The sequence below is a fragment of the Psychrobacillus sp. FSL W7-1493 genome (genome assembly GCF_038004905.1).
GTDB lineage: Bacteria > Bacillota > Bacilli > Bacillales_A > Planococcaceae > Psychrobacillus.
On record NZ_JBBOSB010000002.1, the window covers coordinates 243,413 to 265,348 of the forward strand.

The 21,936-nt window shown below is 37.7% G+C and carries 18 protein-coding genes and 5 tRNA genes; 13 read left to right on the forward strand and 10 right to left on the reverse strand.

All coding sequences use genetic code 11. The features are described from left to right. Position 1 precedes the first annotated feature (1 nt). A complete protein-coding gene (locus MKX96_RS18730) occupies positions 2-193 on the forward strand; it encodes a hypothetical protein (RefSeq protein ID WP_340886621.1) in 192 nt (63 codons plus the stop codon). Positions 194-639: 446 nt separating this feature from the next. Further along, complete coding sequence (locus MKX96_RS19615) at positions 640-1,146, forward strand: CPCC family cysteine-rich protein (protein ID WP_445678224.1); 507 nt, start codon at positions 640-642, stop codon at positions 1,144-1,146. Positions 1,147-1,228: 82 nt separating this feature from the next. Here the strand turns inward: MKX96_RS19615 and MKX96_RS18740 are convergent, their stop codons facing one another. Continuing rightward, positions 1,229-2,104: a radical SAM/SPASM domain-containing protein gene (locus tag MKX96_RS18740; protein WP_340886623.1), complete on the reverse strand. Its 876-nt coding sequence runs from the start codon at positions 2,102-2,104 to the stop codon at positions 1,229-1,231. Between the two features lie 164 nt (positions 2,105-2,268). Here MKX96_RS18740 and MKX96_RS18745 point away from each other — a divergent pair, with 164 nt between their 5' ends. After that, on the forward strand, positions 2,269-3,267 hold the full coding sequence (locus MKX96_RS18745; RefSeq protein ID WP_340886626.1) for a Gfo/Idh/MocA family protein: 999 nt from the start codon (positions 2,269-2,271) through the stop codon (positions 3,265-3,267). A gap of 72 nt (positions 3,268-3,339) precedes the next feature. Here the strand turns inward: MKX96_RS18745 and MKX96_RS18750 are convergent, their stop codons facing one another. Both MKX96_RS18750 and MKX96_RS18755 read right to left on the reverse strand, forming a co-directional pair. Continuing rightward, positions 3,340-4,950: a glycoside hydrolase family 43 protein gene (locus MKX96_RS18750; RefSeq protein WP_340886627.1), complete on the reverse strand. Its 1,611-nt coding sequence runs from the start codon at positions 4,948-4,950 to the stop codon at positions 3,340-3,342. Between the two features lie 344 nt (positions 4,951-5,294). Beyond that, entirely contained in the window at positions 5,295-6,485 is a 1,191-nt protein-coding gene (locus tag MKX96_RS18755; RefSeq protein WP_340886964.1) for an ROK family protein, read from the reverse strand. Positions 6,486-6,655: 170 nt separating this feature from the next. Here MKX96_RS18755 and MKX96_RS18760 point away from each other — a divergent pair, with 170 nt between their 5' ends. The 3 genes from MKX96_RS18760 to MKX96_RS18770 all read left to right on the forward strand — a co-directional run bounded on the left by MKX96_RS18760 (position 6,656) and on the right by MKX96_RS18770 (position 9,756). Next, a complete protein-coding gene (locus MKX96_RS18760) occupies positions 6,656-7,948 on the forward strand; it encodes an extracellular solute-binding protein (protein WP_340886629.1) in 1,293 nt (430 codons plus the stop codon). Positions 7,949-8,042: 94 nt separating this feature from the next. Continuing rightward, positions 8,043-8,921, forward strand: a complete 879-nt coding sequence (locus tag MKX96_RS18765; protein ID WP_340886633.1) for a carbohydrate ABC transporter permease — start codon at positions 8,043-8,045, stop codon at positions 8,919-8,921. A 13-nt stretch (positions 8,922-8,934) separates the two neighbouring features. Then, a complete protein-coding gene (locus tag MKX96_RS18770) occupies positions 8,935-9,756 on the forward strand; it encodes a carbohydrate ABC transporter permease (protein WP_251556428.1) in 822 nt (273 codons plus the stop codon). 27 nt (positions 9,757-9,783) lie between these two features. Here MKX96_RS18770 and MKX96_RS18775 read toward each other — a convergent pair whose 3' ends face one another. Beyond that, positions 9,784-10,416: a YesL family protein gene (locus MKX96_RS18775; protein WP_340886636.1), complete on the reverse strand. Its 633-nt coding sequence runs from the start codon at positions 10,414-10,416 to the stop codon at positions 9,784-9,786. A 152-nt stretch (positions 10,417-10,568) separates the two neighbouring features. On the opposite strand from MKX96_RS18775, the gene xylA reads away from it, so the two are divergent. From xylA to MKX96_RS18790, 3 genes are all read left to right on the forward strand, one after another. Further along, positions 10,569-11,888 carry a xylose isomerase gene (xylA, locus tag MKX96_RS18780; RefSeq protein WP_340886639.1) on the forward strand — a complete coding sequence of 440 codons (1,320 nt, stop codon included), beginning with the start codon at positions 10,569-10,571 and terminating at the stop codon, positions 11,886-11,888. A 31-nt stretch (positions 11,889-11,919) separates the two neighbouring features. Continuing rightward, entirely contained in the window at positions 11,920-13,419 is a 1,500-nt protein-coding gene (gene xylB, locus MKX96_RS18785; protein WP_340886641.1) for a xylulokinase, read from the forward strand. Between the two features lie 73 nt (positions 13,420-13,492). Next, a complete protein-coding gene (locus MKX96_RS18790) occupies positions 13,493-14,542 on the forward strand; it encodes an aldose epimerase family protein (RefSeq protein ID WP_340886643.1) in 1,050 nt (349 codons plus the stop codon). 91 nt (positions 14,543-14,633) lie between these two features. On the opposite strand, the gene MKX96_RS18795 is transcribed toward MKX96_RS18790, so the two are convergent. The 6 genes from MKX96_RS18795 to MKX96_RS18820 form a co-directional block, all read right to left on the reverse strand. Beyond that, positions 14,634-15,314 (reverse strand): hypothetical protein, encoded by a 681-nt coding sequence (locus MKX96_RS18795; protein ID WP_340886646.1) that lies wholly within the window; start codon positions 15,312-15,314, stop codon positions 14,634-14,636. A gap of 137 nt (positions 15,315-15,451) precedes the next feature. Further along, positions 15,452-15,522, reverse strand: a tRNA-Gly gene (locus MKX96_RS18800). A gap of 13 nt (positions 15,523-15,535) precedes the next feature. Then, positions 15,536-15,611, reverse strand: a tRNA-Phe gene (locus MKX96_RS18805). Between the two features lie 110 nt (positions 15,612-15,721). Beyond that, positions 15,722-15,797 (reverse strand) — tRNA-Asp (locus tag MKX96_RS18810). A 3-nt stretch (positions 15,798-15,800) separates the two neighbouring features. Then, positions 15,801-15,877 (reverse strand) — tRNA-Met (locus MKX96_RS18815). A 195-nt stretch (positions 15,878-16,072) separates the two neighbouring features. Further along, positions 16,073-16,165 (reverse strand) — tRNA-Ser (locus tag MKX96_RS18820). Between the two features lie 176 nt (positions 16,166-16,341). Here MKX96_RS18820 and MKX96_RS18825 point away from each other — a divergent pair. The 4 genes from MKX96_RS18825 to MKX96_RS18840 all read left to right on the forward strand — a co-directional run bounded on the left by MKX96_RS18825 (position 16,342) and on the right by MKX96_RS18840 (position 21,920). After that, entirely contained in the window at positions 16,342-17,772 is a 1,431-nt protein-coding gene (locus tag MKX96_RS18825) for a vWA domain-containing protein (RefSeq protein WP_340886647.1), read from the forward strand. 15 nt (positions 17,773-17,787) lie between these two features. Continuing rightward, the gene (locus MKX96_RS18830) at positions 17,788-19,470 is read left to right on the forward strand and encodes a MutS-related protein (protein ID WP_340886650.1); all 1,683 of its coding nucleotides are present in this window, start codon (positions 17,788-17,790) and stop codon (positions 19,468-19,470) included. Between the two features lie 111 nt (positions 19,471-19,581). Next, the gene (locus tag MKX96_RS18835; RefSeq protein WP_340886653.1) at positions 19,582-21,114 is read left to right on the forward strand and encodes a DEAD/DEAH box helicase; all 1,533 of its coding nucleotides are present in this window, start codon (positions 19,582-19,584) and stop codon (positions 21,112-21,114) included. 29 nt (positions 21,115-21,143) lie between these two features. Beyond that, positions 21,144-21,920, forward strand: coding sequence for a YqhG family protein (locus MKX96_RS18840; protein WP_340886655.1), 777 nt, complete (start codon positions 21,144-21,146; stop codon positions 21,918-21,920). Positions 21,921-21,936 lie beyond the last annotated feature (16 nt).

The following is a 21,936-nucleotide window of genomic DNA, read 5'->3' on the forward strand; positions in this document are numbered from 1 at the left end:
AATGAGTAAAAAGAGAAAAAATAAAAAGAAGAAAAATATAATAGAAGAGGGAGAACTGTTTGGAGAATTTGCTTTTATTGCAGGTTATACAGAAGGCGGAGCCCCATATGGGATTTTGCATGACGAGTGGGATGAACTCAATTACTCGGAAGAGGATGAGAATGTCCGAGAAGATAATGTGCTTCCTTTTTAAAAATAATTAGATAGCAAAGCTCTGATAAATAGAAGTAGGTAGGAGGCTCAAGAGTGAGGCTAGCTTGGAAGAAAGAGTGACAACGTTCCATGTATCCCGCAGACTCGAAAAAACTCTGGAGCTAGCGCTATGTGCAATATAAATCCAATGGGGAGAGTCTTTGGAAAGTAGATAACATTTAAATAGCGAACTAACCTATCCAGGAATTAATTGGATAGGTAATAAATTTTGCTACACCATGAACTTAGAAATTTTTATCTGTAAATATTCTGCATGATTTGCTAACGATATAGCAGCTGCAGTTACTTCTTCCATAGAAGCTAATTACTCCTCGGATGCAGAAGCTACTGAGGTAGAATTATCAGATATTACTCTTGTTGAGGGAGTTAGTGCAAGGAGAAATATTATGGTTTATGATTTTAAAAAGGGTGTTTAGGGGGTGTCTCATGAACAAAAATACGTGCCCTTCTTGTGGTTATAGTACGATGGATAGTGATGGTCACTACGATATATGTCCAATCTGTTTTTGGGAGGACGATCCATTCCAAAAGGAAAATAAATATGATACAGGTGCCAACCAGATATCTCTAATTGAAGCTCAAATAAACTATATTAACTATGGCGCTTGTGAAAAGAGATTTGTTAAAAATGTTAGAAAACCTAATTTACAAGATAAAAGAGACCCTAATTGGAGGGCATTTAATGATGAATTATACGAATTGAAATTAGCATGTAGAAAGTTTAAAGAAGGAATATATAATATTGCCGATTTAGAGCGTAACTTATCTTGGATTGTTGTTCCTAAAGAGCTAACCGAAATTATAAAAAGAGCAGAGGTTGATTTAGAAACGATTCGTTTTTGCACTTTCGAGTACAAGCAAAGAGATGAAGCGATAGAGGTAGTTGATCATTTACTAAAACAATTAAATATTACATTAGAGACGCAGGAATAAAGTATTAAGTACGTTAATAATGAAGGGAACCTCAACAAAAGGATGTTCCCTTCATTTTCTATACTCTGAATTGTAGGTATTGTTAAACCCCAAACCGCTGTCTATACCCACATTTTCTACACATTTCCTCAACAGCTTCTCTTCTAGTGAAACCATCGTAAAGAGCATTTGCTCGCTCGCCTTCAATTATTTCAGAGAAGGGGGTTTTATTGACATTACCTAAATTAATGACTCCTTCACCGTCTAAACAGCAAGGTACTACTGTTCCGTCTACCAAGATAGCAGCTTGGCTTCGAAGTGCATGGCAAAATCCTTTGCCATCATCCTCTGGTGCTTGTAGGCTTGGCCATTGGAATTCGTGGTCTTGGTTTAAGAAGACATTTGGCGCGATTTTAATCCCTTTACCTGGCTGTACCTTTTCTTCAATTCTGAAGTCTAGGTTATATTCATTCTCTAAAATTTCTAATGTTTCTCTATTTCTCCGCTGTACTAGGTCTGACACCTGGTCTTGCTGGAGGTTCCATAAGCGGTAAGAAATAATTGTGTTATGCTCTCTCGAATCACGTACAAATTCAAGGATATCTCCTAAGTACTTTTCACGATTCTCAGATCCTTCATGACCATCAAAGCTGTGAAGAGAGAAGTTAATTTGACGAAGTGCTGGTTTACCTAATAATTTTTCTCTATTCTTTTTGATTAACGTTCCGTTAGTAGTGATATTAACCTTAAAACCCTTTGCATGAGCAGCATCTAGAAGCTGATCGATACGAGCGTGGAGTAGTGGCTCTCCTTTTACATGCAGGTAAATATATCTCGTATGGTCCTTTATTTGGTCAAGGATATTATTAAATGCATCTAATTTAATAATGTTAGCCTTACGAGCAGTGGGTGGACAAAAACTACAAGCAAGATTACAGACACTTGTAATTTCTATATACATCTTTTTAAAAGTTTTCAAGTTTTCTTCACCGTTCCAGTTCTATTTGATAAACAACTATACTTATTTTAACAGAAAAATATTTTAGGGGGAGAGCTTTCTAAAAGTATATTTTACGGTAGGAGGAAAACCTTCAGATTTTGCCGAATGAAGCATGAGAGATAGTTTTAAAGGAGGCGTGTCTATTGGAAAAAAAGATTCGATGGGGAGTTTTAAGTACAGCGAGAATTGCAAGAGAACAGCTTATCCCGGCAATCCAAAGAGCGGGCAATGCAGAGTTAGTGGCTATTGCAAGTAGAGGAAGTAAAGTGCATGAGGTTGCAAAGGAATTAGAAATTAATATCGCTTATGAAAGCTATGAAGAGCTTCTCGCCAATCCAACTATTGATGCAATCTATATTCCCTTACCTAATCATTTACATAAGGAATGGGTGATTAAAGCAGCTAAGGCAGGAAAGCATGTACTTTGTGAAAAGCCAATTTCACTTACGTCCCAAGAAGCAATCGAGATTATTGAAGTCTGTAAGGAACAAAATGTGAAGTTCATGGAGGCTTTCATGTATCAGCTCCACCCACAGCATACACGTGTAAAAGAACTCATCTCTTCCGGTGTTATAGGAGAGATCAAACTGGTAACTGCCAGCCACTCGTTCTATATGGAAAATAGACAAAACGAGTTTAGAATGAATCCAGAGATGGGTGGGGGTAGTCTATTCGATGTAGGCTGTTATTGCATCCATGCCATTCGATACATGACCGGAGCAGAACCTGTTAGGGTGCATTGTATGGCAGATCTAGATAAGGAAACTAACGTTGACATAAGTGCATTCGGGACTTTACAGCTAGACAATGGTATTCATGCTACGTTTAATTGTAGCTTTGACATGGCTGGGAGAAATGAATATGAAATAGTGGGTTCTAAAGGAACGATTAAAGTGCTATATGCATTTCGTCCTGACCAAAATGGCGGCTTAGGTAAAATAATGATTCAACAAGATGACATGACAAGTGAAGAAAATATTCCTGGTGATCTTTATCGAATAGAGGTCGAACACTTCTCCAATGCTATTTTAACGAATACAAATCCCGAGGTGACAGGCGAATTTAGTATTGGGAACATGCGTGTAATGGAGGCCTGCCTAGAGTCGATTAAAACGGGAAAAATTATGCAGATGGTAAATTAACAAAATACAGAAAGAAAAGCTAAACTCTTACTAGAACAGTTGTAAGAGTTTAGCTCTTCTTTTTTTAAAGACTCATTCTGTTTCCTTATAAACAAAGTAATCAAAATCAGCAGGGATGCTTTGGCCAGATGTATCCTGACATTGCATACCAACAAATGCCCCGGTAAAAAATCCTCCGCCTTGAATATAGTCATCGGATAATTTATGGGAAGCCAAAGAAATAGGAATCGTTGTCCAATTATCACCATCCAATGAATACGAATATTCATAAATAGATGTCTTAACCTCTACACGTAGATATACATACTCTGCCTCTTCAGGTAAAATAATTTCTTTTCCTTGAAGTGGCTGATCAAAAACGAAGTTATCACATGTACTTATCTCTAAAATTCTTCCCTTTTCCTCGTGCCAGGAAATTTGTAATGCTGTCCAATTTTCTGTGTTGTAATAGTTCACGAGACCAGCTGATTGTTGGAAGGTATTTGGGTGGAAGGCTACTTTTGTTTCTGCAATAAAGTTGAAATGCTGCCAACGTCTAGCTATAAAAGCCTGTGTAAATTTAGAGGTTAAAGATTCCTTGCCATAAAGACGTAAATGTCCAGGATTGTCTTTTAGTGAAACAATGTGTTCCCCAAGTGGAATTCTCAATGATTGAAAATGAGCATTCAATGATTCTCCGTTAAAATCATCCTTCTCTTCGAAGTCCTTTTCCCAAGCTACTTCTTGTATATTGGGACCTTCAATTTCTAGTGAGGGACCATTACCATCTACAACATAAGGCCAGTCATTTTTCCATTCTAATCGTTGAATAGCAGTCTCTCTTCCAAGTGGACAATACCCCCGCGGATCTAGTAATGGTTGGTTGTCTCTTGGTAGTGGACGACCGGTTAAGTGTACTAAAAACCATTCATCGGTATGGGTATGGACGATAGAAGCATGGCCTGACTTTTGCAATGGGTTTCGCGGATACGGGAAAGATGTTATCAATGGATTATCTGGATGGACCTCATAAGGACCCTCTAGGTTTTTCGATCGCGCCATAGTTGCTGCATGGTCATATTTTGTGCCACCTTCAGCAGTTAACAAATAGTAATAATCATTAATCTTGTATAGGTGAGGAGCTTCTACGAGCTTAATATCTGTTCCTTTAAAGATAATAGTAGATTCGCCGACTAATTTTTGTTGCTCCACATCATATTCCTGAAGCGCAATACCATAAAAATTATGATGATGGAGACGGTGATCCCACTTCATATTCACTAAGTACTTTTTTCCGGATTCATCATGATATAAGGAAGGATCAAAGCCAGAACTGTTTAAAAAGATAGGGTCTGACCATTCACCGTCGATTGTGTCACAAGTGACAAGATAGTTATGGGAATCTTTCCACTGTCCCTCTGTAACTTTTACGTCTGTGAAAATGAGCCAAAAATGTCCGTCACTGTAGGATAATGCAGGTGCCCAAACCCCTCCAGAGTTAGGATTTCCCATCATATTCAATTGACTAAGGCGGTTAAGAGGTCGAGAAGCTAAACGCCAATTTTTTAAATCCTTGGAATGATAAATTCCAACGCCGGGGAACCATTCAAAAGTAGAAACGGCAATATAATAGTCTTCTCCAACTCTACAAATACTTGGATCTGGATTAAAGCCTGGTAATATCGGATTGCGAATAGTTGTCATTTGTCATCATCCTTTTTATTGAGTGATTTTTGTCCATTTCAAGCACATAAACTGTAAGCGGTTATATATTTCGGTGAACGGTTATAAATTTCAGCGAACGGTTATAAATTTCAGCGAACGGTCATAAATCTCCGTGAACGGTTATATATTCTTCTGAGCGGTCATATATCCCAGCGAACGGTTATAAATCTATAAAATTGCTGCCCACTAAACCATTTATTATCAGAGAATATAAAATCGTAATTTTCAGATAATTAAATTTACTAATCATCAAAACTATGTGTAAGGGAGGGGAATTAATCATTTTTTAGTCTTCAAAAAAGTAAATTGACTCCAGAAAACGTTTATTCTAGCAAAACATCCTGTTGGATACTGACACTTAAAAAGTTTTCAATGGAAAAAGCAGCAACCCCTAATGCTGTAGACCTCGTGGATAGCTCTGAAAAATCAATTTGCAAATCGTTTTGTTGAAACCAGAGAGCCTGATTTGTAATTCTTTTATTTAAAGAGTCCTTTAACCATTTTTTGGAGTAAGCTAAACGGTTCCCGATAATGACTTGTTGCGGGTTAAAGATATTGATAATGTTATTGATGCCGATACCTAAATAGTCACCCGTCTGATGAAACAATTGAATGACTTCCTCATTTCCACTTTGCGCAAGGGAGACTAAGCCTTCTAAATCCTGTGAATCAAAGGGTATATCTAATTTCTCTGCATGTCTCATTAGCGCTTGTTCAGATGCATAAAGCTCCCAACAGCCTTCGTTTCCACAGCGACATAACAGATCTCCTGCTTGAATAGTCATATGACCAAGCTCACCAGAGAATCCATTAGAGCCTTTGTAAAGAGAACCATTCAATATTAATCCGACGCCGATACCTATTCCTGCACTTACGTAGATGACATTCTCAAAGTCCTTGCCAGCTCCAAAATGCTTCTCGCCATAAGCTCCGGCATTTGCTTCGTTTTCTATAATGATAGGTAGATTATATTTTTCTTCTAAAACCTCCTTTAAGTTAATATTTCTCCAATTTAAATTTGGTGCTAATAGAATATTTCCATCCTTCTCTACAATCCCTGGCACACCCACTCCAATTCCTACTACTCCATGAGGACAATCGGGAGTAGAGATAAGGAGGAAGTCTATCGTTTCAAATAATCTCAACTCTATTTCTTCATAAGATAGATTCTTAAAAGCTATACGCTTCTCGGTGTGAATATTACCGTTAAGATCGGTTAGCACTCCGAGTAGATAGTTAACTCCAATGTCTATACCGATAGAGTAGCCAGCTTTTTCATTGAACAGCAGCATAACTGGTCTTCTACCACCACTAGATTCCCCTGGTCCAGATTCATAGATAAGGTGTTCTTCCAGCAAGTCATTAACTAAAGAGGAAACAGTTCCTTTGTTTAATCCGACTTGACTAGCAACAGTCGCTCTCGAGATAGGGGAATTATATTTTATCTTATCTAGAACTAGTGATTTGTTTCCTTTTTTGACCACATGGTGATTCCATGTTTGGTTAGCATTCAGCTTCATTCACTTCAGCTCTTTCTTTATCATTTTTCATCATTCTAACATAAAACTGAAAAATAAAAAAACTTTGTTTATCCACTAGACTAACATAGTGTTATTTGCTACAATGAAAACGCATACAATATTCAGAATATTGTTGTAAAAACTTTGGGGTGGGGGAAATAAGAATGAAAATCAACAAAATGATTAAAATTCTATTATTTGCTTCTTTATTTTATTTATTAGCCGGTTGTTCAGACGCAGATGAAACATCTTCAAGTAAAAATGGGGACAAAGAAATTAAGTTTATGCATTTATGGCCAGAAGGAAGTTCCAAGCAACATTATGATGTTGTAAATGAAATTATTGCAGATTATGAAAAAGAGAATGATGGTGTCAAAGTGGATTTGGAAGTGTTAAGTAATGAACAATACAAAGATAAGTTAAGAGTATTATCCACCTCTAAAGAGCTTCCAGATGTAGGAATGACTTGGGCTGCAGGCTTCTTAGAGCCTTATGTTGGCGGAAATATGTTCGCTCCATTAGATGATGTTATTAAAGACCAGCTAAGTGATAGCTTTGTTCCGGGAACTGCAGAGGCATATGCCCTAGACGGGAAAACATATGGCTTACCGCTAGAGCTTAATATTGTCACACTATACTATAACAGTGCAATGTTTGAGGAATATAACTTAGAAGCACCAAAGACTTTTGAAGAATTAGAGAATGTGATAAAAGTATTTAAAGAAAATGGAATAGATCCAATTGCCTTAGGAAATAAGGATGCTTGGACAGGGTCACTTTGGTATATGTATTTAGCTGATCGTCTTGGAGGAGCAGAGGTTCTTAACAAGGCAATCGATCGTTCTGGTTCTTTTGAAGATCCTGCATTAGTGGAGGCAGCTCAAAAGGTTCAAGATCTTGTTGATATGGGTGCATTCGTCAAAGGATTTAATGGACTGGCGGATGAGGAAGCAAAAAGTATGTTCATGAGTGAGCAAGCTCCGATGTATTTAATCGCTACTTGGGATTTACCGAACTATACAACAAATGAAACGGTACCACAGGAATTTAGAGATTCAGTTCAATATTTGAAATTCCCAACTGTTAATGGAAACGGGGATATGGATAGCTTTGTTGGAGGACCGGGAGTTGGATTATTCGTAGCAGAGGACTCTGATGTAAAAGAAGAAGCGAAGGACTTTGCTGCTTACTTTGTTAAAGCATGGGGAGAAAAAGCTGTTACAAAAGCAGGGGTAATCCCAGCTACCAAAGTAGATGCAGGCTCGTTGGATCTTCCAGAGATGTATATTGATATTTTAAATGAGTTAAACGAGGCAAGTAATATTACGCTATTTGCAGATGTTCAGATGAGCCCTGATGTTGCACAAGTACATTTAGATTCGATTCAAGCGCTATTTGGAAAGGAAATGACTCCAGAAGAGTTTGGAAAAGCACATGAGGATGCTCTTTCCAAATAATAGATAATTAGCTAGAGGATTTGTCGATGGATGTAAGGGTTATTCCTATTACTGGGGTAACCCTTGTCTATCTGATAGGGAAGGAGTTACTTGTATGAACAAGGTAATGTCTAACAAACTGCTAATAGCATTGTATATTTCACCTGCACTTTTATTAGTCCTAGTGTTAATATTCATTCCGCTAATGTTGTCTGGATATTATGGCTTAATGCAATGGGATGGTATAGGAGAAAAAACGTTCATTGGCTTAGAGAATTATATAAAAGGTCTTCAGGATATGAAATTTTGGAGTAGTGCCTATCATTCCTTTTTGTTGGCAATATTCTCTACCTTGAGCTTAGCCATTTACTTAACCATCTCCTTTATATTGGCGTCCAAGATAAAAGGATCTGATTTATTAAGAAAAATATATTTGATACCGATGTTATTGTCCTCTGTAGCTATAGCCCAGCTTTGGATTAAAGTATATAATCCTTCGAATGGTATTTTAAATGTGTTTCTTAAGCAAATAGGAGTGGAAAATCCTCCAGCTTGGCTTGCAGAGCCATCAATTGTGTTGTTTGCAATTTTTATACCGATTTTGTGGCAGTATGCAGGGTTTTATATTTTGATTTACTATGCTGCGTTGAAGAATATTCCAGAGTCATTAATCGAAGCAGCAAGAATGGATGGGGCCTCTGCCTTCCAAATTGCTACAAAGATTAAGCTTCCGTTGATTAAAGAAGTGGTGAGTGTAACGATTGTATTAGCAATCATTGGATCGTTAAAGTATTTTGACTTAATCTATGTCATGACTTCTGGTGGACCGAATGGAGCGAGTGAAGTAATGGCTTCATACATGTATAAGCTTGCGTTTTCAAGCTATAACTTCGGATACGGAAGTGCGATTGGTTTCTTATTACTTATCATTACATTAATCGTTACCTTTATTGTTAGAAAGCTAACAGCGACAAAAGAGAGAATAGAATATTAAAAGGAGGTTGTATATGAGACGTGTTGGCTACTTTTTTCTGTATTTCAGTCTAATTGTTGTAGCATTGTTTCAAATCATCCCGCTAATATGGTTATTTATTTTCTCATTAAAAGATAATCGAGAAATATTTGCGGGCTCGCCCTTTGCGTTGCCATCAGAGTTTAGATGGGAAAACTATCTAAAAGTTTGGGATGGCGGTATTGGAGTTTATTTTTTTAACAGTGTGTGGATCACAGCACTTTCTATCGTATTAACTGTGCTTTTCGCAAGTATGGCTACTTTTGCAATTACTCGGATGAGATGGAAGCTAAGTGGAGCAGTACTCAGTCTGTTCATCATTGGTTTAATGATTCCCATTCATTCGGCGTTGATTCCACTCTATAGCATGTTTTTAAGCGTGAATTTAATAGATAACCCACTCGGAGTTGTTATTACATATACAGCCTATAACTTACCAATAACGATGATGATTTTACTTGGATTCTATTATACTTTGCCAAAAGAAATAGAGGAGGCAGCCATAATAGATGGTTGCTCCGTTAATCGAATGTTTTTTCAAGTGATTCTCCCGATGACAACGCCAGTAATGGCTACAACGGTAGTGATTAATATGATTTATAACTGGAATGAGTTTGTTTTCGTGAATACATTTATTAGCTCAGACAAATATAAAACATTAACGGTCGGAATACAAAACTTTATCGGTCAATATATGACAGACTGGGGAGCGATAGGGGCTACCCTGATTATAAGCGTATTGCCAATCATTATAGCTTTTATCTTCTTTAGCAATAAAGTAGTCGAAGGGATTTCTGCAAGCGCAGTAAAAGGTTAAGTAATGGCTTTCACTTAGGAGTGGCTATTACTGAGAAGATCCCAATGTTTCCTTCTTTTCATGCACTTTTTGAAAGGCATGCAGGCTAAATCGCATAGATATAAAAGCGTATACGCTCCCACCAAATATAAATCCGATAGCTGGAAGAATACTAATTAAGTAGATGAAAGGTATTAAGCAAAGAAAGATTAATAGGGTCGTCAACGGATTGATGAGCATGATAAAAAAGGCATTCTTAATTACCTGTCCTAACTTTGTGTCAAAGTGTACAAAGGATGGGAAAAGATAAAATAGAAACATAACAAACAATAGCATAAATGCAAATAGTGGTAGGTAAGTCCAGTGTAACAGGCTGCTTTCGGAAGACTGTATGTAAAAAATGTCTAAAGCAATAAAGACTATAAGGACGGCAACAAATACTCCTAACCTATTACTTTTTAAAAATTCATCTCGATAATGTTTCCAAAATGTACGAAATACGGATATATCAGTGTCACCTTTTAACCATGCCCTTACTACAGCGAACATGGAAATAGTAGAGGGGAACAGTCCTAAAAAGACACCACCCAGAAGTGTGAAAAGTATCCATAGCAAGTTTAAATAAGCAAATTTAGTGATCCATTCAGCTAAGTTATAAATAAAGCTACTGGTTGCATTCATAGGAATCCGCCTTTATCAATTTTATATTTTTGTAAAATTCGATATTTATTTATAGCATACACTCTATTTTTAAAGAATGGCACTATTTTTAAAACTTTGTTCAGATAATTAACAAACTAAAAAGTGAGAGTAAAAATCAGGAGGTATAAATAATGGTCTATTTCCAAAATGTACAGAAAGTTATGTTTGAAGGTGCTGCATCACAAAACCCTTATGCATTTAAGTTTTATAATCCACAAGAGAAAATTGGCGACAAAACGATGGAAGAGATTTTAAGATACGCGGTGTCTTACTGGCATACGTTTACGATGGACGGGTCAGACCCTTTTGGCGCAGGTAGCATGAACCGTCCTTGGGACAAACTAAGTGGATTGGACTTAGCAAAGGCACGGGTAGAAGCATCTTTCGAGTTCTACGAGAAGATGGATGTGCCGTTTTTCTGTTTCCATGATGTTGATATTGCTCCAGAGGGAAGTAACTTAAGGGAAAGCAATCAAAATTTAGACGTGATTGTCAGCATGATCAAGGACTATATGAAAACTAGTAAAGCAAAGCTACTTTGGAATACGGCAAATAACTTCACACATCCTCGCTTTGTTCATGGAGCAGCTACATCGAGTAATGCAGATGTGTTTGCTTACTCCGCTGCTAAGGTGAAAAAAGGATTAGAAATTGGTAAGGAGCTTGGGGCACAAAATTACGTGTTCTGGGGAGGGCGCGAGGGATACGATACGTTATTAAATACCAATATGAAACTAGAACTAGATAACTTGGCTCGTTTTTATCATATGGCTATAGATTTTGCGAAAGAGATTGGATTTGACGCACAGTTCTTAATTGAGCCTAAACCAAAGGAGCCGTCGACTCACCAATATGATTATGATGTAGCGACTGCCCATGCGTTTTTACAAAGCTATGGCCTAGAAAAATCGTTTAAATTTAATATTGAAGCGAACCATGCCACACTTGCTGGCCATACCTTTGAGCATGAGCTTCATTATGCACGGATTAATAATATGCTCGGTTCTGTTGATGCCAACCAAGGTAATCCACTTCTTGGCTGGGATACAGATGAATTCCCGACAGACCTATGGACTACAACCCTTGCGATGTATGAAATTTTACAAAATGGTGGTCTGGGTAAGGGCGGTTTAAACTTTGATGCAAAAGTAAGAAGAGCATCATTTGAACCGGAGGACTTGTTTCATGCACATATCGCTGGGATGGATGCCTTTGCTATAGGATTACGAGTGGCTCAAAATCTAATAGATGATAAAGTACTTGAAGATATAGTGCAGGACCGCTATAAAACGTATCAGGATGGCATTGGCTTAGATATAGTGGAAGGGAAAACAAATTTCCATAAGTTAGAAGAATATGCTTTGGGTCTTCAACATATTAAACAGACTTCCGGTCGCTTAGAGCAGATTAAAGCTACAATCAATCAGTATTTGTTACAGGCGTATAAATAATAACCCTGCAAATGGTAGGAGGGCTGAGGCTATGAAATATGTTATTGGAATAGATTTAGGAACAAGTGCGGTTAAAATACTACTCGTCGATAAGAATGGGTTAGTTGTTCAAAGTGTATCTAAATCGTATCCGTTAATACAAGAGAAAACGGGTTATAGCGAACAAAACCCTCAGCACTGGGTGGATCAGACACTGCTCGGATTAGAGGAGCTTTTGAAGAGCTTCTCCGGTGATGTCGATGACATAGAAGGAATCAGTTTTTCCGGTCAGATGCACGGGCTCGTTCTGTTAGATGAGGTTAACGAAGTATTGCGTCCTGCAATTCTATGGAATGATACTCGTACTACAGCACAATGTGAACAAATCTATGATTTGATTGGCGAGGAAAAGTTGCTTGAAATAACTAAAAACCCTGCATTAGAGGGCTTTACTCTTCCTAAAATATTATGGATTAAAGCTCATGAGCCAACCATCTATAAGAAAGCGAAGACGTTTTTGCTTCCGAAGGACTACCTAAGATATAAACTAACTGGTCAACTTCACATGGATTACTCAGATGCTGCGGGAACACTTCTCTTGGATGTAAGTAAGAAGGAATGGAGCTTGGAGATATGTGCCTTAATAGACTTAGATCCTAGCATGTGTCCGCCACTGGTGGAGTCATATCAGGAAGTTGGTACGGTATCCTTTGAGATAGCGAAGGCTACTGGTCTTTCCAACACTACTCGTGTTTTCGCGGGAGGAGCTGATAATGCCTGTGGAGCGATTGGTTCAGGGATATTAAAGGACGGTGAGACCCTTTGCAGTATAGGCACGTCTGGTGTTGTTTTATCCTACGAAGCCACACCGAACAAAGATTTTGCAGGAAAGGTTCATTACTTTAATCACGCTGCACCAGATGCCTTTTATACAATGGGTGTAACTCTTTCAGCTGGCCATAGCTTGAGTTGGTTTAAAGAGGTTTTTGCGAAGGGTGAAACGTTCGAAGAATTATTGTATGAGGTAGGTTCTGTTCCAGTTGGTTCTAATGGATTGTTATTTACCCCATACTTAGTTGGAGAAAGAACTCCTTATGCCGATGCAACTGTTCGTGCTAGTTTCATTGGGATGGACAGTTCACATGAACGTAAGGATTTTACCCGAGCTGTACTAGAGGGAATAACATTTTCGTTGCACGAATCCATTGAAATATTTCGCCGAAATGGGAAGTCCATAGATACTGTGGTGTCCATTGGTGGCGGTGCTCAAAATGATGATTGGCTTCAAATCCAAGCAGACATTTTTGATGCTAAGATTGTTCGGTTAACTAGTGAACAGGGTCCTGGAATGGGAGCTGCTATGTTGGCTGCTTATGGATGTGGATGGTTTAATTCGTTAAACGATTGTGCAGATAAGTTTTTGAAGGAGGATAAAGAGTTTACTCCTAATAAAGAAAATGTGGAAAAATATAAGAAATTATTTTCTATTTATCAAAAGGTTTATGTTCAAACGAAGGACCTGAATAGAGAGCTATTAGAGTTTCGCCCTTAAAGGATGTCATATCCCGAGTCTCAACTATCTAGTTGGGGCTCTTATAAATTATTGTGTGAAAGGGGATAAGGAATTGCTAGTCAAAGAGAGAAAATTTGGAGTTATAGATGACCAGCAAGTTACATTATTTACAGTAAAAAATAAAAATGGTTTTGAAGTGTCTTGTATGAATTATGGGTGTGTGATTACTGAAGTATTAGCGGCCGACAGGAGAGGCCAGTATGAAAATGTAGTATTAGGGTACGATTCCTTAGAAGAATACGGTCAGAATAGCAAATACTTAGGAGCTGTTGTCGGTCGAGCTGCTGGCCGTATTAAAGGAGGAGCCTTTCGCTTAGGGGGGAATGTCTATCATGTTACACCGAATGAAAAAAGCAATCACCTACATGGAGGACCTAAAGGGTTCAGTCATGTTTTATGGGATTCTACTGTGTTGGAAGGCGCAGAGGAAACAACAATTGAGTTTACTTACTTAAGCAAGGACGGGGAAGAAGGTTATCCTGGGAATTTGAACATGAAGGTAGTCTATACAATTTCTAATAATACAGACGAGTTATCTATTAGATATAGCGGTATTTCTGACAAGGATACTTTAGTAAATGTTACAAACCATTCGTATTTTAACCTAAGTGGTAATCTGAGAAGAGATGTTTTAAACCATGAATTAGCTATGGATAGTCTTACATACTTGGAGCTGAATGAAGAGTTTCTACCAACGGGAAAGTTAGTACCTGTAGATGATTCGGTATTTGATTTTCGAGAGAGCCGTAAAATTGCGGATGGAGTACATTCACGACACCCTCAAAATGTACTTGTTGGTTACGGATATGATCATCCATTTTTATTGGATGAAAATAAAAATAACATAATCGTTTTAACGGAAGAGAAAAGTGGTCGAAAGCTAACAGTGGATACAACGGAGTCGGCCGTCATCGTCTATACAGGAAATAATTTAGACAGCATGGAAAATATGAGGGGAAAGAGGTTAAGAAATCATTTAGGTGTATGCTTAGAAACACAAGGTCCCCCAGACTCAATCCATCACCCTCATTTGCATTCTGTAATTCTACAAGCAGGGGAAGAGTATACATCTAAAACTGTTTATTCCTTTGGGGTTATTTAGCAGACTAAAAGCTTTTGCCCAAGACTACATATCCTCAAAAAAATAAAACATCTTCAAATGGCAGTAGTCCAATTGAAGATGTATTTAAAACTTAGATATCTATAATGTCGTCGTACCCGACCATTTTATCCATATGACTGGCAATCATAGCTATAATAGTACTTGCCTCATCCTTAGTAAATGTAAAAGTGCTTTCATCTACTAGCTCTTGTTCAGTATCAGTCCAACTACGGTTTCTTCTACGAAGAACACCATCACCATTAGCACTGTCTATCCCAAACTGATACGTTACTTCCATTTTATCATCTATTAAAAATGCAGTGATTTCAGGAGTTTCCCATTCTACATCAATTTCCTCTAGCATAATTTCGTCATCATCGTCATCATCGTCATCATCGATAACGTAATCGTCAAGTCCATCTTCCTCATCCATGTAGATCCATTCAATATCACTATCGTCTTCCAGAAACTCGTGGAAGCTTTCATGAACTGCTTCTATTATATCGGTAATATCATCTAACATTATTCTGGTTGGCTGGTTCAACTCAACGTCAAAGCTTTCAACATAAAATTCTTCATTGTAAGGGTCAAAAAGTATAGTGCAAAAATAGTCTCGTTCTTCCTCATCCGTACTAGCAACAAAAAATTCAATTCTAGGATGCTTAGAGGCACGATTAATATTCATATGGCCGACTTGGTCATATTGCTCGCAGATCGAATTCAAATGATCCTGTAGTTCCTCTGTTACTCTGTCAAACCATTCTGTAGTCATAGTCATTACCGCCTCTCATCATTTTCTTCTACTATCTTATCCCAATCCGCTCTTTTTATTCCTAAGATGAATAGAGAATAAAAATGCGCAAAAAAAAGACCTATTGATCTTTGCATCAATAGGTCTTTTTCATATGAAGCGGGTGAAGAGAATCGAACTCTCATCATCAGCTTGGAAGGCTGAGGTTTTACCACTAAACTACACCCGCATATTAATATAAATGGTGGCTCAGGACGGAATCGAACCGCCGACACAAGGATTTTCAGTCCTTTGCTCTACCGACTGAGCTACTGAGCCTAAATCTCATTAAGTAAATCAAGCTTAGTGTCTCATAGTCAGTTAAGTATAACACAAATTATGTTTGTTATATCACTTAGTTGCATAGGAACTGCTTGCTTACAAAAAAATGGCGGTCCCGACCGGGATCGAACCGGCGATCTCCTGCGTGACAGGCAGGCATGTTAACCGCTACACCACGGGACCATTTGGTTGCGGGGACAGGATTTGAACCTGTGACCTTCGGGTTATGAGCCCGACGAGCTACCGAACTGCTCCACCCCGCGACAATAATAAACGTCTTAATATAAATTCTACGCTCGAAGAAAGTAAGACACCTGCTTCGGCTGCGCCTGCATCGGTGTTAATCGTCATCTACGTTTGACGATTTGCTCCACCCCGCGACAATAATAAAGTTGAAATTTAAATCAACTATTCTTATATTATACTACAAATTTTAGAAAAATAATATAAAAAATAAATGGAGGAGGAAGAGGGATTCGAACCCCCGCGCGGTATGACCCGCCTGTCGGTTTTCAAGACCGATCCCTTCAGCCGAACTTGGGTATTCCTCCGTAAAATGTTACTTCTAGAGCAACAAGACAAGATATAATATATCACGTATAAAGAAAAAATGCAACCACCTTTTTTAGGGAAAGAAGTCTGAAGATGAAATTGACTTGAAATGAAACATTTTTCCATACAGCAACGTATGAGATTTATCAGTAATTAGAAAATAAGGAGGATTTCTATGGGTCGCCAAGTTAACCTATTAATTTTAATGCTCTTATTACTACTTTCAGCATGCTCAGAAGAAACACAGGAAGGTACAGGAATTAACAAAATAAATGACGGTCAAATTATAGAAGAGTCAGTTGGTGGATCCGTGAAAGAGAATGATTCAGGAAACGAAAACCTTCAAGCTATTGAACAAATTATTATTCCAACTAGCTTAGAGGAATGGAAGGAATCAAAGCCTGGAATATTCGCATTAGACTATTCCTATGATCACGAGACATCAAGCTGGCCAAAGGACGCTAGAGAGTTAACTAGAAATGAATTAGAAGAGCTTAAACAAATGAGTGAAATGATAGCGGACGAGGATACGTTGTTTAAAATGCTTCTCTATTATTTCGGTAGCAATGTGTATGGTGATTTGTTAGATAAACAAATGAATTATTCTGCAGTTTTAAATGAACCGTATTTGCCGGAGCCTACTAAAGAAACCAGCTCAGTTATAGGCGACGAAGAAGCAACACCTAAGGCGATGTTATTACTCGACGCAAGTTCAAGTATGCTGTTGCCCGTAGATGGTAAACAAAAGATGGGAATTGCAAAAACTGCTATGAAGCGCTTTGCCAATACGATTGGAGCTTCTAGTGAGGTTTCTCTATATGTTTATGGTCATGCAGGCTCACAAGAGGAGAAAGACAAGGATCTTTCATGTACAAAAATAGACGAGGTTTATCCAATGCAACCATATAGCGCAGATCAATTTGACCCGGTTGTTGATGATGTAGTAGCAAATGGGTGGACTCCATTAGCTGCAGCTATAAAAACAGCGAATGAAGCTAGTAAAAATTATGAAGGGGCATTAACTATTTATATTGTGAGCGACGGTGCAGAGACATGCGATGGTGACCCTATAAAAGAAGCAGAAGAATTCGCTAAGAATAGTGATAATCGTAAAGTGAATATTATCGGCTTTAATGTTGATCAAAAAGGGGAGGATCAATTAAAGGCTGTAGCCGAGGCTGGGAATGGAGAATATATCTCTGCTGACAATAGTGACGAATTGAATAAAAGTATAGAAGAAAAGTGGGTTATTCCAAGTGTCTTAGATGTAGCTTATATTCAATTAAATGCACCTAATGGCTTCGCAATCTCTAATGCACAGTATGACATCAGTCAAATTTCGCTTGCCCTTTCATTTGCCATTTCCAATGAACGAAATCGAATGAGCCAAATGGTGAGTTTAATGGAATCAGAAAAAATAATTACAGCAGAACAAGCAGAAGCACTGCAAACGAAGGTGCAGGAACGAAAAGACACACTATCCAAGTGGAATGATAATTTAAGTGAATCGAAAAAACAAACGGTAGAAGAGGAATATAATCGCATTCACCAAAAAATTAAGGCTTGGACAGAGGAAGTAAATAGGCTTAGGTCAGAACAGTCTTAATAGGAGGGCTATTAGATGAGTACATTTTTCATTATCGCAATCGTGGTAGTTGCCATCATTTTTTATCATTTACTTACTAGAGAGAGAAAGAAGTTAAAGAACTTTCGGGAAGAATGGGCTTCTGGTATATTTTCCTCGCCAGAAGCAGATCTGAATTCCATATCCTCCTATTGGTTTAATAAGAAAAAACAATCTAAAGTTTATGATGGCGTGGATGAGCTGACGTGGGCTGACTTAGGTATGAATGAGGTTTTTAAAAAGCTAAATTACACTCAATCCTCTGTAGGGGAGGAATACTTATTTAATGAGCTTCGAGCAATCGACCCATTCAAGAAACAAAGCAATGAAGCATTGTATTCGCTACTTACAGAAAACGTAGGACTGAGAGAAAAAGTGCTTCTAATTCTTTCTGATCTTGGCAAAGAAAACTATACAAATTCATCTTCCTATTTCTTTGACTTAAAAGAGATTGAAATAAAAAATACTTATATGTATGTAATCCTTGCACTTTTGCCCATAGCTTCTCTACTTTTACTTTTTATCAGTATTAAATATGGAGTATTAAGTTTTATAGGCTCACTGATCTTAAATGGAATTATCTATTATAGAAACAAGACAAAGATAGAATATAACCTTCATTCGGTGGGATATGCTGCTGCTACTATATTTGCTGCTAAGCGAATATCATCTCTACAAGATTTAATGCTAATGCCACATATAGGTGGTCTAAAAAGTAGTATTCAGCCCTTAAAAAAGGTAGTTACCTTTAACAGGCTTGCAACCTTAGGAAGTGGAGGAAGCGGTGAGATTGACTTATTGTTAGAATACGTGCGTATCCTCTTTTTGTTAGATTTTATTTCTTATAATAAGATTTTCAAAACAATTTCTGCTCACCAAAAGGAATATGAAGAAGTTTGGACTTTAGTAGGAAAGCTTGATGCGGCAATAGCAGTCAGTTATTACCGTAATACATTAGATACATACTGTACACCTACATTTACAGATCATGAGTTACTTACATTTGAAAAAATGGGGCATCCTCTTCTAGTAAAGCCAGTTTTAAATTCTTCTCATTTAAGGAAGTGTACGCTTATCACAGGCTCTAATGCTTCTGGGAAGTCTACATATATTAAAGCTATTGCTATAAATGCCATCTTAGCACAAACTATCAATACAGTAATTGCAAAAAGCTGGACTATGAAGCCTAGTTATATCGTAACTTCTATGGCGGTTCAGGATAATGTGTTGAACGGTGACAGTTATTTTATTGCTGAGATAAAATCGTTACAGCGAATTATTCGCCTCATAACTGAAGGAAAGCCTTGTATTTCATTTATAGATGAAATTCTAAAAGGGACAAACACCATCGAACGAATAGCAGCGTCGGCCTCTATCATGGAGTGGTTATCTCTAAATAAAGGCATAAATTTGTTGGCAACCCATGACATCGAGCTGACCGAAATAGCGGAAAGTATATATGATAATTATCACTTTAGGGAAAAGGTTGAAGGCGGAGAAGTACAATTTGATTATAAAGTTCATGAGGGGCCTTCCATGTCAAGAAATGCTATAAAATTACTTGAAATACTTGGCTATCCAGATGAGATAACCAATAGATCTGTAGTTTTAGCTCAAAACTTTACAGTGAATAAAATATGGGATGGTCTAAAGGGAAAAACGATAGATAGTTTACTTTAAGAATGAATCTTCCATTTTGAAAGTTTTTACATATTATATTCACGAAAATAAATCATACACACCTCACATTTGGGCAATCTAAGAAAAATGATTTGCTGTGAGGTGTTTTTTATGTTGATAGAAAAGTCGTCTTCCTGGAAGGAAGGCTTTATAAAAAGATTAGAAAATGAAGAGCCATGGGATAATTGGAATCTTTATAATATGAGCTATGATATTGTAAAAACAAATTTAATAACAGATTTTAAGGGACTTCAGTCTCCAAAGTATTTACCAAACCTTCAAGCATTAAACCACCAATTAGAGGTGGCACAAAAAGTTATTGAGCGAATGAATGGGAAAGCTATATTAGCGGATGAGGTAGGTCTTGGGAAAACGATTGAAGCAGGCTTAATATTAAAGGAATATATGGTTCGCGGGCTTGTGAAAAAAGCTCTAATCCTTGCTCCTGCGTCCTTAATCAATCAATGGGTGGAAGAAATGAATTTTAAATTTCATATACCTGCCATCGCTTACAAAAAGAGTTATTCCCTTGACCACAATGACATCGTCATCATGAGCATGGATACAGCTAAAAAAAGTCCGCATAAAGAGCTTATATATGCTCAAAATTATGACATGATCATCATTGATGAGGCCCACAAGCTGAAAAACCATAAAACGAAAATATATGAATTCGTTCAGGGGTTAAAGAAAAAATTCTGCTTGTTATTAACCGCAACGCCAGTTCAAAATGATGTCTTTGAATTATTTTATCTCATTTCTTTATTGAAGCCAGGTCACTTAGGTAATTATGAGACATTTCAGGAGTCATTCTCTGCAAGTAAGCACAGCTTAGAGCATGATGAGTATCTGAGAGAGCTGGTCAACCAGGTAATGGTAAGAAATAGAAGGCAGGATACAGGGATTGAGTGGACATCTCGTCAGGTGAAAATAATTCCTATTGAATTTACAAAAGAGGAAAAAGAAGTGTATGAAATGATTTCCAATCTTAAAAACATTTCCTCTGTTTTTTCTGGTGCTTTTTCTATGATTACACTTCAAAAGGAAATGTGTAGTAGTAAGGAAGCGACTTGTTTAACGCTTAACAACATGGTAGAAAAATGTACGAACCAAGAAGAAATTGAGTATGTACAAACGGTAATGGAAAAGCTGATGTCGCTTGAAGTGAACTCGAAGGCAGAGAAAGCCTACGAAATTGTCGCTGAAGCAAAAGACAAAGTGATAATTTTTACAGAATACCGTGCTACTCAAATTTACCTGCAATGGTATTTGAGTACGAAGGGAATATCGAGTGTTTTGTTTAACGGTAAGTTCAATAAAAATAAGCGTGATTGGATGAAACACTTATTCAAGGAGCAAGCACAGGTGCTAATAGCGACAGAGTCAGGTGGAGAAGGGATAAACCTTCAGTTCTGTCATCACGTCATCAATTATGATCTCCCGTGGAATCCAATGAAACTAGAACAGCGAATCGGACGTGTGCATAGGTTAGGGCAGGAGCATGATGTGCACATCTATAATTTAGCTATTCAAGATACTATTGAGCAGCATATTTTAGATTTGCTTTACACGAAAATCGATGTATTTGAAAAAGTAGTCGGTGAATTGGACGATATTTTAACGACTTATAAAAAAACAATATAGTGCAGACAGGGTAGGGAAGGAGGGTATGCATGTACCCAGATCAGGTTCACGACTTTTTACTTCAATTTTTTAAAGAAAATAATTGCCCTATTCTAAGCAAGAGTGATCACTATGTGGTTGTCCAACTGACAGAAGAAATGGACAAAAAGCTGATGAACCGTCCGTATTATTGGCAATACGTCGAAGCTACAGGAACAGAGCCAAGTCCCATGCAGCTTACGTTTATAACGGACAAAACAAAGCTACAGGAAGATGTAAAGGGAGAGGTTATTCATTTTGGCTCTAACAGGCTGAAGCAAATGTTCAAGGCTGTGCAAGAGCTTGGATCCTTTGTTCACATGTATGAAAAAATTGTTAGCGATTCCCAGGTAATTTTTACTCCTTGGCTTGGGGTGAACTATAAGGTGACGTACTATAGTGATCAGACGAAGGAAACATTTTTTTCGCTAGGACTAAATCTTATGACGGGAATTGTTCGGGAAGATTTCCATGATTCCATTAAAGAGATCAGCTTTGATGTGGCGAAGCCGTACAATGTATTTAATCTTCCTTATATCATTAAGCCGTTGCGAGGCTTGGAACGTTTAGATGCAGTAATTGACGGTATAATTGCAAATGACGATCATACGTGGGCTGAAGAAGCAAAGGATCGGCTACAAAAGAGCCTTGAAGTATTGGAATACTTTTATGATGGTGTAGAGGACAAGCCTGAATGCTATGAGATGGAAAAAAAGGCTCTTGAGGAACAGTATGCAGCTCGTGTGGGAATAGAAATTATCAATGGTGGATTATTTTATATGAAATGAAAAATGGCTCCAGAGG